This window comes from Homoserinimonas sp. (genome assembly GCF_056262345.1).
The window spans coordinates 1-13,363 of sequence record NZ_JBACFR010000038.1 but is presented as its reverse complement, the minus strand read 5'-3'; the positions used below and the strand labels follow the sequence as shown (position 1 = coordinate 13,363).

The window sequence follows — 13,363 nt, the reverse complement described above, 5'->3', positions numbered from 1 at the left end:
CGCCACACCTTTCCGGCGATCTCCACCTGCTCATCCACAGGGTCGCGCGTGGTTCCCGCGAGGTCATTCACCACGACGCGCTCTTCGCCGGCAGCCTTGTTGAGCAGGCTCGACTTGCCCACGTTGGGGCGGCCGATGATGGCGACGCGACGCGGTCCACCGACCTCTTCCTTCGCCACGGCGGAGATCTCGGGGAGGATCGTCAGAACGTGGTCGAGCAGGTCGGCGACACCGCGGCCGTGCACGGCGGAGACGGGCCACGGCTCACCGAGTCCGAGGCTCCAGAGCTCAGCGGCGTTGGGCTCCTGGCGGACATCGTCAACCTTGTTGGCGACGAGAATCACGGGCCGGTTGGTCTGGCGAAGCATGCGAACGACGTGCTCATCCGTTGCGGTTGCGCCCACGTTGGCGTCAACGACAAAGAGCACAGCGTCGGCGAGGTCTACCGCAACCTCGGCCTGGGCGGCGACAGAGGCGTCGATACCGCGGGCATCGGGCTCCCACCCACCGGTGTCGACCACAGTGAAGTGGCGTTCGTTCCATTCGGCCTTATAAGTGACGCGGTCGCGGGTCACACCGGGGGTGTCTTCTACGACGGCCTCGCGGCGGCCGAGAATGCGGTTGACGAGGGCCGACTTGCCCACGTTGGGGCGCCCGACGATCGCCAGCACCGGCAGTGCCGGAAGATACGTGATCGCATCAGGGTCATCGGTGACGGATTCGAGGATGTCAAAGTCCTCGTCGTCGAGCTCGTAGTCGTCAAGGCCGGCTCGCAGCGCGCGCGCCCGAACCGCCGCCTCGTCGTCACTGAGCGACGCGAGGCGCTCACCGAGCTGGTCGTCGAGTTCAGGAAAGTCGTCGATGTCTGACATGGGGGTCCTTTGGGTTGATGCGGCCCGGGGGTGATGTCGGCCTATGAGGCCGATTCACCCGCCTGCGCGTCGATCAGGTCGACCACCGCCTGGATGGTCTGGTCGAAGTCGAGATCGGTGGAGTCGATGACGGTAACGCCGTCCGCAGCGTTCATGAAGTCCACGACACGCGAATCTTGGGCATCGCGCGAGAGGAGGTTCTTCGCCACATCTGCAGCCGACTGCCCCGAAATCTCGGCGGAGCGTCTAGCCATTCTAGCTTCTTCCGATGCTGTGAGAAGAATCCGCACCGGAGCATCCGGGCACACCACGGTTGTGATGTCTCTGCCCTCCGTGATGATGCCCGGTGTATCGCTCGTTTCGATCACGTGGCGAAAGAGTTCCACCAGGTAAGCACGCACAGGAAGGATGCGCGCAACCGAGCTCACGATGGCCGAAATCCTCGGCTCCCGAATGGCTTCTTCCACATCGACTCCACCCACCCGCACGAAGTAGTTGTCGGGGTCGATTCCGATGGCGTAATCAAAGTCGCGCAGAGCCTCGACAACCGCGGCCTCGTCTGCGGTATCGATTCCGCGTTCCGCCACGTACCAGGCGAGCGCGCGATAGGCGGCCCCCGTGTCTTGGTACGAGAAGCCCAGCCTGCGGGCTGCCGCCTTGCTCACGCTGGATTTGCCGCTGCCGGCGGGTCCGTCGATCGCCACAACGATCTTGTCTATCGTGCTCACAGGTATGCCCCCGCTATCTTCCATCCGCGTTCCTCGAGCACCCCGACGAGGCGCTCTTCTGCCTCCGGCAGCACCGCAATCTCAGCGAGACCGATGTCAGCTCCTGGGGAGTGCTCGATGCGCAGATCCTCCATGTTCACCCCGGCCTCCCCGATCTCGGTGAGCAGGCGGGCGAGCTCGCCGGGGCTGTCGTCGACCTTGACCACGATCTGCGCGAAGCGTCGATCGATTCCATGTTTGCCGGGAATGCGGGCCACACCGTTGTTGCCGCCGGCGAGAATCTGGGCGAGCGACCTGCGTGCCCCATTCGCCTCCTGGTCCGACAGCGAATGGATGAGCACGTCGAGATCCGTGCGGATGTCGCGGAGCACCTCGATGATGTATGTCGAGTTCGCCCCCATGATCTGCACCCAGAGCGCGGGGTCGCTCGCGGCGATGCGCGTCGTATCCCGCAGGCCCTGTCCCGCAAGTGACAGCGAACTCTCTGGCGCATCCGCCAGCCGCCGCGCCAGCAGTGTCGAGACGGCCTGCGGCGCGTGTGACACCAGGGCGACGGCACGATCGTGCTCCTCGGCCGACATGCGAACGGGAACGGCGCCGAGGTCGAGAGCGAGGCGCTCGATCACTGCGGTCTGCGTCGGGGGGATGCCGGCGTGGGCGGCGATGACCCAGGGGCGGCCGATAAAGAGGTCTGCCCTGGCGGAGATTGCCCCGCCCCGCTCGCGCCCGGCCATGGGATGCGAGCCGATGTAGCGAGAGAGATCGGCGCCGACAAGGCTCAGCTCAGAGAGCGGTGCGACTTTGACGCTCGCCACATCGGTGACGAGTGCGTCGGGATAAGCCTTGAGTTCTTGAGCCACCACTTCCGCCGTCAAATCCGGCGGGACGGCGACCACGATCAGCGCGGGGTCGTCGGTGTCGCGGGCTTTTCGGCCAGCGCCGTAGTCGATTGCAAGGCTGAGGGCTGTGGGCGAGGCGTCGTGCACGATCACGTCGATGCCCTTGGCCGACAGACCAAGGCCAACGCTCGCGCCCAGTAGACCGGCGCCGACAACGCGCACTGGCCCTATCGTGCGCACCGGATCGGGAGTCGATTCGCTCATTTCTTCTTCGTTCCCTTGCCGCCCGCCTGCTCACCGTTGTCAGAAGCTGCGGTGGGATTCGCCGCTTGAGCCTCACGGGCGATCGTCAGCAGCTCCCCCATTTCGGCCTTTGTCAGGTCGCGCATCTGTCCCGCCTGGAGAGTGCCCAGGTGCAGGGGGCCAAACTGGCGGCGGACGAGGTCGATCACGGGATGACCCACCTCATCGAGCATGCGCCGCACGATGCGGTTGCGCCCGGAGTGCAGCGTCACCTCAACCATCGTTTCGTTGGCTGCGCTGCCCGACGTTGCGAGGATTCGAGCCTTATCAGCAGCGATAGGCCCGTCGTCGAGCTCAACGCCCTTGGTCAAGCGCGCGACCGTCTGCGCGGTCATCTTGCCCTCGACCCGCGCAATGTAGGTCTTCATCACTCCGAATGACGGGTGGGCGAGCACGTGGGCGAGCTCTCCGTCATTGGTCAGGATCAGAAGCCCAGATGTCTGCGCGTCGAGGCGCCCTACGTTGAATAGCCGCTCCTCGTACTGCGAAACGTAACGACTCAGGTCGGGGCGCCCGCGCTCGTCCTGCAGGGAGCTCACGATGCCTACGGGCTTGTTGAGCATGAGGTAGCGGCGGGTCGTGTCCAGCTGAATGGCAACACCATCAACCGAAACGAGGTCCTCCGGCAGCACCCGACGACCCAGTTCGGTGACAACCTCGCCGTTCACCTCTACGCGACCGGCGGCAATGAGGTCCTCCGAGACCCGCCTCGAGGCGACACCGGCCGCGGCCATGAGCTTTTGCAGGCGAACGCCGTCTGACGACGGGTCGGCCATGTTTCTATCCGCGGACATCATCGAATCCTTCCGAGCCATCGGCGAGCAGAGGCGAAATCGCCGGCAGCTCGTCGAGGGAGTTGATACCGAGCTGCGTCAACAGCAGATCGGTGGTTGCATAGTGAATGGCGCCGGTCTCCGAGTCGGCGAAGGCCTCGGTAATGAGGCCCCTGCCCAGCAGGGTGCGCACGACGGAGTCGACGTTCACGGCGCGAATCGAGGCGATTGCGCCGCGGCTGATCGGCTGCTTATAGGCGATAACGGCGAGCGTTTCGAGAGCGGCTTGCGAGAGCCTGCTGGGGTTTTGGGTGAGCACGAAGTCACGAACGATATCGTCGTGATCCTCGCGCACGTAGATGCGCCAGCCCCCGCCGACCTCGCGCAGTTCGAATCCTCTGCGACGCCCGCCGAGCTCTCCGTCAAAGTCCGCAACCAGGTTGTCGATGGCCTGTCTCACGACCCGCACGGGGGCGGAGAGCGCCGTCGCCAACGCCACGATTCCCTGCGGCTCGTCGACGACCATCAGAATTGCCTCAAGCCGGGCTTCAAGCTGTGCGGCGCTCTGCTCAGGAGCTTCTGTGCCGGGCACGATGTCGTGTTCAGTTTCCATAGTCTGCCCCCAGGTTGGCGAGATTCTCGTCCGACCAGTTTTCTGCGGTCCAGCGCAGGGTCAGTTCTCCGAGCGGCTCAATCTGTTCGAACGAAATCGCGGCTCCCCGATAGAGCTCAAGAACCGCGAGGAACCGTGCGATCACGACACCCTTGACGTCGGCGCCGACGATGAGCTGGCGAAACGTCATGGGGTCTCCCCTGCGCAGCAGGGCAACGACGTGTGCTGCCTGTTCCCGGATGCTCACGAGGGGAGCATGCAAATGGTCGAGACCAACGGTGGGCAATTCGCGGGGTGCGAATGCCAGCGCGGCGAGAGCTCCGAAGTCCTCGAGGGAGAGAGTCCAGACGAGCTCGGGGGTCGACCGTCGATACTTTTCTTCGAGCCGTACAGAACGAACCGTTCGGGTCGACTCGGCGACAAGCTGACCATCAAACCAGGCAGAGGCCTGCTTAAACGCCCGGTACTGCAGGAGCCTCGCGAAGAGCAGATCCCTCGCCTCAAGGAGCGCCACATCCTCGGCGTCAACAAGCTCGCCCTGGGGCAGGAGGCCCGCGACCTTGAGATCAAGCAGTGTTGCCGCGACAACGAGAAACTCGCTGGCTTGATTGAGGTCGTCATCGCTGTCGAGCGCGCGCAGGTACGCAATGAACTCGCTGGTCACGAGACTCAGCGAGACCTCAGTGATGTCGAGTTCATGCTTGCCGATGAGGGTGAGCAGCAGATCGAACGGGCCGTCAAAATCGCCGACGGTAACGGTGAAGCCGCCAGCGGAGGCCGCGTCGGCACCGCCCTCCCCCAACGACACGACGCTAGGCGACGGCGCCACGGAAGATCAGCTCCCGCGCAAGCTGGCGGTATGCCTCCGCCTGGGGGTGCTCCGGCGCAAACTGGGTGATCGGCGCAGCGGCGACCGAGGCATCCGGAAACTTGATTGTGCGACCAATGACGGTTTCAAAGACCTTCTCGTCGAAGGTCTCGACGACTCGCTCAAGAACCTCGCGCGAGTGCAGTGTGCGCGAGTCATACATCGTGGCGAGAATGCCATCGAGCTCGATCGCGGGGTTCAGTCGGTCTTTGACCTTCTCGATGGTCTCGATCAGGAGCGCGACTCCTCGCAGGGCAAAGAACTCACACTCGAGCGGAATCAACACACCGTGGCTTGCGGTCAGGGCGTTGACCGTAAGAAGCCCTAGAGAGGGCTGGCAGTCGATCAAGATCACGTCGTACTCGTCTTTGACCTTGCGCAGCACACCGGCCAAGATCTGCTCGCGAGCGACCTCGTTGACGAGGTGGACCTCGGCTGCCGAAAGGTCGATGTTGGCCGGGATCACGTCGAGCCCGGGGGTTCCGGTCTTCTGGATGGCGGCGTGCGGGTCCTTGAGGGAGCCGAGAAGCAGGTCGTAAATGTTGGGGACGTCGTGGGTCTGAACACCGAGTCCGGCAGAAAGCGCTCCCTGCGGGTCGAAGTCGACGGCAAGAACACGGCGTCCGTAGTCGGCCAGAGCGGCTCCGACACTGATGGTCGTGGTCGTTTTGCCTACGCCACCCTTTTGATTGCAGAGGGCGATAATGCGCGCGGGCCCGTGACCGTTGAGAGGCTCAGGCACGTCAAAGCGCCGAAACGGGCGTCCCGTCGGTCCGACGCGGCCAGCGGGGATCTCAATGCCGTCGAGTTCGGCCGATTTGTTCCGCTGTACTGTCATCCCGACAATCCTTACTTTTGTGACCGGCGATCGCCGGTTCTCCGCGCTTGCCAACCTCCCCGATTCTAGCGGCCACATTACGATCCGCTCGTCGGACGCACCCGCAATCGCCGAGTCGAATGCGACACTTCGCGGGCTCAGCGCGCGCGAGGATGGGCCGTCGTGTACATGTCCCTCAGGGTGTCAGCGGTCACGAGCGTGTAGAACTGCGTGGTCGCGACCGAGGAGTGCCCGAGCAGCTCCTGTACGACTCTGACATCGGCGCCGCCCTCGAGCAGGTGGGTGGCGAACGAATGCCTCAGAGTGTGCGGGGAGATCTCGGTATCGAGGCCAGCCTGCTCGGCCCGGGCTCGAATAATCAACCACGCATTTTGCCGCGAGAGCCGCGCGCCGCGTCGGCCCAAGAACAGCCCGGGCGTCGATGGCCCTTTTGCCGACATTCCCGGGCGGGCCCGCACCAGATATGCGTCGATCGCGGCCTTGGCATAGCTCCCCAACGGCACGATGCGTTGTTTGCCGCCCTTGCCCAGCAGCCGCACGACGTTGGTCTCATCGGCTTGGAGCATGTCGTCGACGTTCAGTCCAACTGCCTCAGAGACGCGCGCACCCGTCGCATACAGGAGTTCAAGAAGTGCTCGGTCCCTGAGCGCCAGGGGGTCGTCGCCGGATGCGGCCTCGAGGAGCGCCTCCACCCGGTCAAGGGCGATCGCCTTGGGCAGGCGCAGGGGCAGCTTGGGCGGTTTGGTGTCGGCAGAAACGTCCTCAGCCACATAGCCCTCGTCGAGGCAGAACCGGTGGAACCCGCGCACGGACGAGAGCGCTCTGGCCACCGAAGCAGCGCTGCGCTGGCCGCCCTGGGCACCCGGCTCCAGACCGAATCTCGACACGTGTGTCGCCGCCACTAGGTCAAGTGAACGGATGCCACAGCGGTCGAGGTAGGCCAGGTAGGCGGTCAGATCCCGGCGATAGGCGGCGAGCGTGTTCTCAGCCCGGCCGCGTTCAATCGCGAGATGCCGCAGATAGCGATCGACGAGTGTCGACAGGGCCACCTCGGTCATCGACGTCAGCGTTCCGCTGCGAGTGAGAGCGCCGCCGTCACCAGAATTCCGTTGCGTACCCTGCCTGCCTTCACAGCATCCAACAGCTCGTCGAGCTCGACCCAGCGGGTCTCAATATCGGCCTCTTCTTCGCCGCGAACGAAAGCCTCCGGCGTGGCCCGCACACCGCGTGCGCGGTACACCCGCAGAAGCTCGTTGCTGCCCCCCGGGGAGGTGAAGAACTCCACAAGAGGTGCCCACTCATCGGCAACGAGATCGACCTCTTCTGCCAGCTCCCGCTGGGCTGCGGCAAGAGGGTCCTCCCCCGGGATGTCGAGCAGACCGGCGGGGAGTTCCCAATCGCGCATGGCGATCGGATGCCGGTACTGGCGGATCACCAAGATGCGACCACGGTCGTCGATCGCCGCAACGGCGACAGCGCCCGTGTGGTCAACATACTCGCGAACGATTTCCGCATCGCCATACGCGATGCGGTCCCGCCGTACGTCCCATACCCGGCCGGAGAACATCGTCTCCGACTCGACTACAGCGAACTCGGCTGGCTCGTCCGCGAGCATGTCGCTCACGCGTCAGCCGGCTCTACGACCTCAAAAAGCCGGGCAGCGCGCTGGCGCTCAAGACCTGCCGCGACGAGGCCAGAGAACAGCGGATGCGCGCGATTGGGACGCGACCGCAGCTCCGGGTGGGCCTGCGTCCCCACATAGAACGGATGCACGTCGCGCGGCAGCTCAACGAACTCCACCAGGTGACCGTCGGGCGAGGTTCCCGAGAACGACAGCCCGGCTTCGGCGATCTGTGCACGGTACTTGTTGTTGACCTCGTAGCGGTGGCGGTGACGCTCCGAGATCATCGGGGCACCATACAGCTCCGCCACGATCGAGTCCTCGGCTAGGGCCGCCTCATAGAGACCAAGGCGCATCGTGCCGCCGAGGTCGCCGCCGCCGATGATGTCAACCTGCTCCGCCATCGTCGCGATAACGGGGATCGGAGTCTCAGGATCGAATTCCGTCGACGATGCACCGACAAGGCCGGCAACATCCCGCGCATATTCGATAACCATGCACTGCAGGCCGAGGCACAGGCCAAGAACCGGCAGCCCGTTCTCGCGGGCAAAGCGCAGAGCGCCCAGCTTGCCCTCAATGCCGCGAACGCCGAACCCACCGGGAACGCAGATCGCGTCGAGGTGCGAGAGCATGCGTGCAGCACCGTCGGGGGTCTCGCACTCGTCTGAGGGCACCCACTCGATCGTGACGCGGGCGTCGTTGGCGAAACCACCGGCCTTGAGGGCCTCCGTCACCGAAAGGTACGCGTCGGGCAGGTCGATGTACTTGCCGACGAGGCCAACCGTTACCTCGTGACGCGGGTTGTGCACGACCTCGAGAAGCTGGCTCCATCCCGACCAGTCAACGTCATCGGTCTTTACGCCGAAGTGATCGATGATGTAGGAGTCGAGGCCCTGTTCGTGCAGGATCGTGGGGATGTCATAGATGCTCGACGCATCGGGGCAGTTGACGACTGCCTCCGGGTCAACGTCACACATGAGCGCGATTTTGCGGTTCATCGACTCGGGAACTGGCCGGTCGGAGCGCAGAACGATCGCATCGGGCTGGATCCCGATCGAGCGGAGGGCAGCAACAGAGTGCTGCGTCGGCTTCGTCTTCTGCTCGCCAGCCGCGCTCAGATACGGAACGAGCGAAACGTGCACAAAGAAGCAGTTGGAGCGGCCGAGTTCGTGGCGCACCTGGCGCGCGGCCTCGATGAACGGCTGCGATTCGATGTCGCCGACCGTGCCGCCGATTTCTGTGATGATCACGTCGGGCCGGGCGCTGCCATCGATCGGCTCCGCGGCTTGCAGGCGCATGCGGCGCTTGATCTCGTCGGTGATGTGCGGGATAACCTGCACGGTGTCGCCGAGGTACTCGCCGCGGCGCTCTCGCGCAATCACCTGCGAGTAGATCTGTCCCGTCGTGACGTTGGCAGACTGCCCGAGGTTGATGTCGAGAAAGCGCTCGTAATGCCCGATGTCGAGGTCCGTCTCAGCGCCGTCGTCGGTCACAAAGACCTCGCCGTGCTGGAACGGGTTCATCGTTCCCGGATCGACGTTGAGATATGGGTCAAGCTTCTGCATGACAACGCGGAGACCGCGAGCCGTTAGAAGGTTGCCCAGACTGGCGGCCGTCAGGCCCTTGCCCAACGAGGAGACGACGCCCCCCGTGACGAAGATGTGCTTAGTTATGCCCGCGTTATTAATGTCCACCACGGGGTTGCAGCCTATCATTGCGATTCCGTCAAAGTGCCGGGAGTCCACCGCGTCGCGATGATTCGTGGGTCAACCGGCGGCGGCGAGCTCCAGCAATTCCTTGGCATGTTCGAGACCGCTTTGCGAGTCGGGAAGGCCAGAAAGCAAGCGGGCCATCTCCGCCGCCCGGTCATTGCCCTCGAGCTGTCGAACACTGCTGGCGGTCACCGTGCCGTCGCTGTCTTTGACCACACTCAGGTGGTTCGTGGCAAAGGCGGCAACCTGGGCCAAATGGGTCACCACAATAACCTGCGACTTCTCCGCGAGACGCGCCAGTCGGCGCCCGATTTCGATGGCGGATGCACCGCCCACGCCAGAATCGACCTCGTCGAACACGAACGTCGCAACGGGGTTGGTTGCCGCAAGCACAACCTCGATCGCCAACATCACGCGAGAGAGTTCGCCGCCAGAGGCTCCCTTGCCCAGAGGGCGCGGGTCTGATCCGGCATGTGGCCGAAGCATTATGGACACCTGGTCTCGCCCGGTCCTGCTGTATTCGGTTGCCTCCGTGACCTGCACGGTAAGCGCAGCATCCGGCATCGCCAGCGCCGCAAGTTCACGAGTCACCTCGGTGGCGAGGCGAGACGCCGCCTCTGCCCGCACCTCGCGAAGCCGGTCGGCGAGTGTCTCGATTGCGGCGGTGTCTTCTGCGAGCAAACGGGTGAGTTCGTCGATGCGGTCGCTGTCACCATCGAGTTCTAAAAGGCGGTCGCTCGCGTGCGAGAGAAACGCGAGCACGTCATCAATTGATGGTCCGTGTTTGCGCGTGAGTCCCGATAGCTCGGCCCGGCGTTCCTGCACACTCTCGAGCTCTGCCGCCCCGTCGGCGTCGAGCCCCGCGACGTAGCTGGCAATTTGGGAACCGAGGTCGGCGACAATGAATGATGCCTCGCCGATTGCGGCCGCGATGGGCGCAAGGGCGGGGTCGTGGGATGCGACGCGCTCAAGCTGGCGCCTGGCCATGTCGAGAAGCGGTGCTGCGGCCGGGGTGTCGTCGACATCACCGGAAAGCAAGAGATGGGAGCTGTCGGCGGCGATCCGCAGGTCTTCGAGATTGGCCAGCTTCTCGGCTCGTTCATCGAGCAGAACATCCTCGCCCGGCTCGGGGGCCACCGACTCGATCTCCTCGATCGCAATGCGGAGGTCTTCTGCCTCGCGAGCCCTCCGGTCGCGTTCGGCGACGAGCACGTCACGCTCTGCCTGCGTTTCTTGCCAGCGGTAGAAGACCTCGCGATACTCCCGGAGCAGGGACGCCAAGGGCGCGCCGGCGTAGTGGTCGAGCGCCTCCCGCTGGGCAGTGGATGAACGCAGCCGTAGCTGTTCGGATTGGCCGTGAACGACAACGAGATGCGACCCGATATCGCCGAGCACGCCAACGGGTGCAGAGCGCCCGCCCACAACGGCGCGGCTGCGGCCCTCAGAGGTTATGGTGCGGCCGAGAATGAGTTCCGCCTTGCCGGGGCCTGCGGGGTCGATGTCCCCGCCCGCGTCGATCACGCGCTCGGCCACAGGGCCATCTGCCTCGATGAGCCAGTGCCCCTCGACGCTCGCGGAGTCACAACCCTGGCGCACAACGCCACTATCGGCGCGCGCGCCGAGAAGCAATCCGAGCGCCGAAACCACCATGGTTTTACCCGCGCCCGTCTCGCCCGTGAGGGCGGTGAAGCCAGCGCCCAGCGGCATTCTGGCCTCGCCGATCACGCCGAGGTTGCGGATAACGATCTCTTCGATCACGAAGCGCTCCCCCGACCCTCATCGAATACCGCGCGCTGCACGGGAATCTCGCGGGTGGCATCAAAAGGTGTGGGTCCACGCCATCCCGCAACAGGAAGCTGAAACTTGTTGACGAGGCGATCCGTGAACGGCCCCTGGTGCAAGCGAGCGAGACGAACGGGGATGGTGGAGCGCCGCACGACAACGCGCGCGCCAGGAGGAAGATCCCAGGTGCGGCGCCCATCGCACCACAGCACGCCAGTGCCCTGGGTGCGATCGAGCACCTCGACGGCGAAAACGGAATCGGGTCCAACTACGAGTGGCCGAGCGAAAAGGGCGTGCGCGCTGAGCGGCACCAGAAGCATCGCGTCGAGCTCCGGCCACACAATGGGGCCGCCAGCCGAGAAGGAGTAGGCGGTGGACCCGGTGGGAGTGGACATCACGACTCCGTCGCAGCCGAACGACGACAGCGGGCGCTTGTCGACCTCGATGACGACCTCGAGCATCCGCTCTCGGCTCGCTTTCTCAACGGTCGCTTCGTTCAATGCCCACGTCTCGTACACAATTTCGGCGCCCACCTTGACCCGCACATCGAGCGTCATCCGCTCCTCGACGAGGTAGTCACGAGAGAGCGCACGGCGCACGGTCTCGCGCAGCCCGTCGCGCTCGCTCTCCGCGAGAAAGCCCACATGCCCGAGGTTCACTCCGAGAATGGGGGCGGAGCAGCCGCGCAGCAACTCGGCGGCTCGCAGAATCGTGCCATCCCCGCCGAGCACGATCGCAATCTCCAGGTCGTCGATCGCCACCTCTTCGCCGAGCCTCCGGATCGCCAGCAGCGCAGGGTCGTGCGCGAACAGGTCCTCACGCTCCTGCGCAGTAGCTACCGGGATCACGCCGTCCCTCAGTAGCTCGCGGCACACCTCGGCTGCCGCATCGAGAGACTCTTCGCGCCCCGTATGCGACACCACCAGAATGCTGCGCGTTCCCGACAGCGAGGAACCGTGGGCAGCAGCAGACACTCTGGCACTCCTTGCTTCGGGTGGATACGGAGGACGCGAACTCGGACCACTAGGCACAGAGGTCAGAAACCCGCTCCAACCATTCTGTCGGATTGCTCCCCGAAGCGCTCATGTGCACCACATACTCGTGATTTCCCGTGGTTCCGAGAATGGGGGAAGGAATGATGCCCGCCGTGCCGAGGCCCACGTCCCACGCCGCCCACAGCACGCCACACACGGCGTCGTTGCGCAGCCCAGCGTCGCGAACGATGCCTTCACGAATGCCGGTGCGCCCCACCTCGAACTGCGGCTTGATGAGCAAAACAAAATCGGCGGCGGTGCCCACTGTCTCAACGAGCGCGGGAATCACCATCGTCAATGAGATGAACGACAGATCGCCAACAACCAGGTCGAGTGAGCCCGTTTCTCCCGCGGCAGCCTGCAACGATTCGGGAGTCATCGACCTCGCGTTGAAGCCCTCCACAAGGACGACACGCTCATCGGCGGCGACCGCGGCATCCAATTGACCGTGTCCAACGTCGAGGGCGATCACCCGTCGCGCGCCTCGCTCAAGCAGCACCTGAGTGAACCCGCCCGTCGATGCGCCGACATCCAGAGCATTTCTGCCGTCGACCGAGAGGGCAAAAGCGTCGAGGCCGGCGATAAGCTTGTGGGCGGCCCTGCTCACATAGTGGTCAGCTCCGGCCACGTCGATTCTGCTGCCGGGGCGCACTTTGAACGACGGCTTAAGAATCGTCGTGCCGTCCACAGAAACCAGTCCGTCCGCAATCAAGCGGGCCGCATGGGTTCGCGAGCGCGCCGCCCCCTGTGCAAGGGCAGCGTCGAGCCGTTGTGGGCCATCGTTCTCCGGCGCGTCAGTCACCGGTCTCGGGGCTCCGCGCCCTCGAGCATGGCCTGCAATTCATCGTGCACATGAGCGAACGCAGCGGCGCGAGATTCCAGCGGCTGGTCTTCGATCAGTCGCACGCGCGACAGCAGCGCGCCCTCGTCGCCACCGCTTAGGGCGGATGCGGAATCAGTGGACTTCTCGTGATCAGACACAGATCAATTGCACCACACAGCCGCCGGGGATGGGCTCATCGCCGCGAGTCATCCCGCGCTATGCCGAGCGCATCCATCAACAGCCCGTCGACGTCAATGCCGTATATAGCGAGTCCGGATGCCCAGACCGCCGCGCAGGATGCTCGCACCAGATCATCGTGGGAGCCAGGGACAACGAGCTCCACGCGGTGACCGTTCATCCGCACGACGGAATCGCGCACCCGCACTACTCCGTCTGCCTCGAACTCTGTGGCCGGGTACGGCAGAGTCAGCTCGCTCAGATCGGTGAGGATCAGTTCGGGGCGCATGGGCCCACTCGCAGCGAGGAGTTGCTTCGGCCCGTCGATGCCCGTCAGAACCAGCGCCGAACGCAAACCGGCGCGATTCGCGCCGAGAATA

At 64.6% G+C, this 13,363-nt stretch carries 15 protein-coding genes; all 15 read right to left on the bottom strand.

The genetic code is table 11. The annotated features are described in order from the left end of the window. Positions 1-872 (bottom strand): GTPase (locus AC062T_RS01785; RefSeq protein ID WP_476026832.1); only part of this gene is annotated, 872 nt, incomplete at its 3' end. A gap of 41 nt (positions 873-913) precedes the next feature. Next, positions 914-1,624, bottom strand: coding sequence for a (d)CMP kinase (cmk, locus tag AC062T_RS01780; RefSeq protein ID WP_476026830.1), 711 nt, complete (start codon positions 1,622-1,624; stop codon positions 914-916). After that, positions 1,597-2,703 (bottom strand): prephenate dehydrogenase, encoded by a 1,107-nt coding sequence (locus AC062T_RS01775; RefSeq protein ID WP_476026828.1) that lies wholly within the window; start codon positions 2,701-2,703, stop codon positions 1,597-1,599. Before AC062T_RS01775 ends, cmk begins: the two co-directional genes overlap by 28 nt. Then, positions 2,700-3,536: a pseudouridine synthase gene (locus AC062T_RS01770; RefSeq protein WP_233245407.1), complete on the bottom strand. Its 837-nt coding sequence runs from the start codon at positions 3,534-3,536 to the stop codon at positions 2,700-2,702. Before AC062T_RS01770 ends, AC062T_RS01775 begins: the two co-directional genes overlap by 4 nt. Continuing rightward, positions 3,523-4,128: an SMC-Scp complex subunit ScpB gene (gene scpB, locus AC062T_RS01765; RefSeq protein ID WP_476026825.1), complete on the bottom strand. Its 606-nt coding sequence runs from the start codon at positions 4,126-4,128 to the stop codon at positions 3,523-3,525. Before scpB ends, AC062T_RS01770 begins: the two co-directional genes overlap by 14 nt. After that, entirely contained in the window at positions 4,118-4,957 is an 840-nt protein-coding gene (locus tag AC062T_RS01760; protein ID WP_476026823.1) for a segregation and condensation protein A, read from the bottom strand. The genes scpB and AC062T_RS01760 overlap by 11 nt, the downstream gene beginning before the upstream one ends. Further along, positions 4,941-5,834, bottom strand: coding sequence for a ParA family protein (locus AC062T_RS01755; protein WP_108515956.1), 894 nt, complete (start codon positions 5,832-5,834; stop codon positions 4,941-4,943). The genes AC062T_RS01760 and AC062T_RS01755 overlap by 17 nt, the downstream gene beginning before the upstream one ends. Positions 5,835-5,971: 137 nt before the next feature. Next, positions 5,972-6,892, bottom strand: coding sequence for a site-specific tyrosine recombinase XerD (gene xerD / locus AC062T_RS01750; RefSeq protein WP_476026821.1), 921 nt, complete (start codon positions 6,890-6,892; stop codon positions 5,972-5,974). A gap of 5 nt (positions 6,893-6,897) precedes the next feature. Then, positions 6,898-7,449 (bottom strand): NUDIX domain-containing protein, encoded by a 552-nt coding sequence (locus AC062T_RS01745; protein WP_476026834.1) that lies wholly within the window; start codon positions 7,447-7,449, stop codon positions 6,898-6,900. A 5-nt stretch (positions 7,450-7,454) separates the two neighbouring features. Further along, positions 7,455-9,170: a CTP synthase gene (locus AC062T_RS01740; RefSeq protein WP_476026819.1), complete on the bottom strand. Its 1,716-nt coding sequence runs from the start codon at positions 9,168-9,170 to the stop codon at positions 7,455-7,457. A 51-nt stretch (positions 9,171-9,221) separates the two neighbouring features. After that, positions 9,222-10,925, bottom strand: a complete 1,704-nt coding sequence (gene recN, locus AC062T_RS01735) for a DNA repair protein RecN (RefSeq protein ID WP_476026817.1) — start codon at positions 10,923-10,925, stop codon at positions 9,222-9,224. Then, positions 10,922-11,923, bottom strand: a complete 1,002-nt coding sequence (locus AC062T_RS01730; RefSeq protein ID WP_476026815.1) for an NAD kinase — start codon at positions 11,921-11,923, stop codon at positions 10,922-10,924. Before AC062T_RS01730 ends, recN begins: the two co-directional genes overlap by 4 nt. A 49-nt stretch (positions 11,924-11,972) precedes the next feature. Continuing rightward, positions 11,973-12,785, bottom strand: coding sequence for a TlyA family RNA methyltransferase (locus AC062T_RS01725; RefSeq protein WP_476026813.1), 813 nt, complete (start codon positions 12,783-12,785; stop codon positions 11,973-11,975). Next, on the bottom strand, positions 12,782-12,964 hold the full coding sequence (locus AC062T_RS01720; RefSeq protein WP_476026811.1) for a hypothetical protein: 183 nt from the start codon (positions 12,962-12,964) through the stop codon (positions 12,782-12,784). The genes AC062T_RS01725 and AC062T_RS01720 overlap by 4 nt, the downstream gene beginning before the upstream one ends. A gap of 35 nt (positions 12,965-12,999) precedes the next feature. Continuing rightward, positions 13,000-13,363, bottom strand: a 364-nt coding sequence (locus tag AC062T_RS01715; protein WP_476026809.1) for an HAD hydrolase-like protein, incomplete at its 5' end; no start/stop codon positions are given.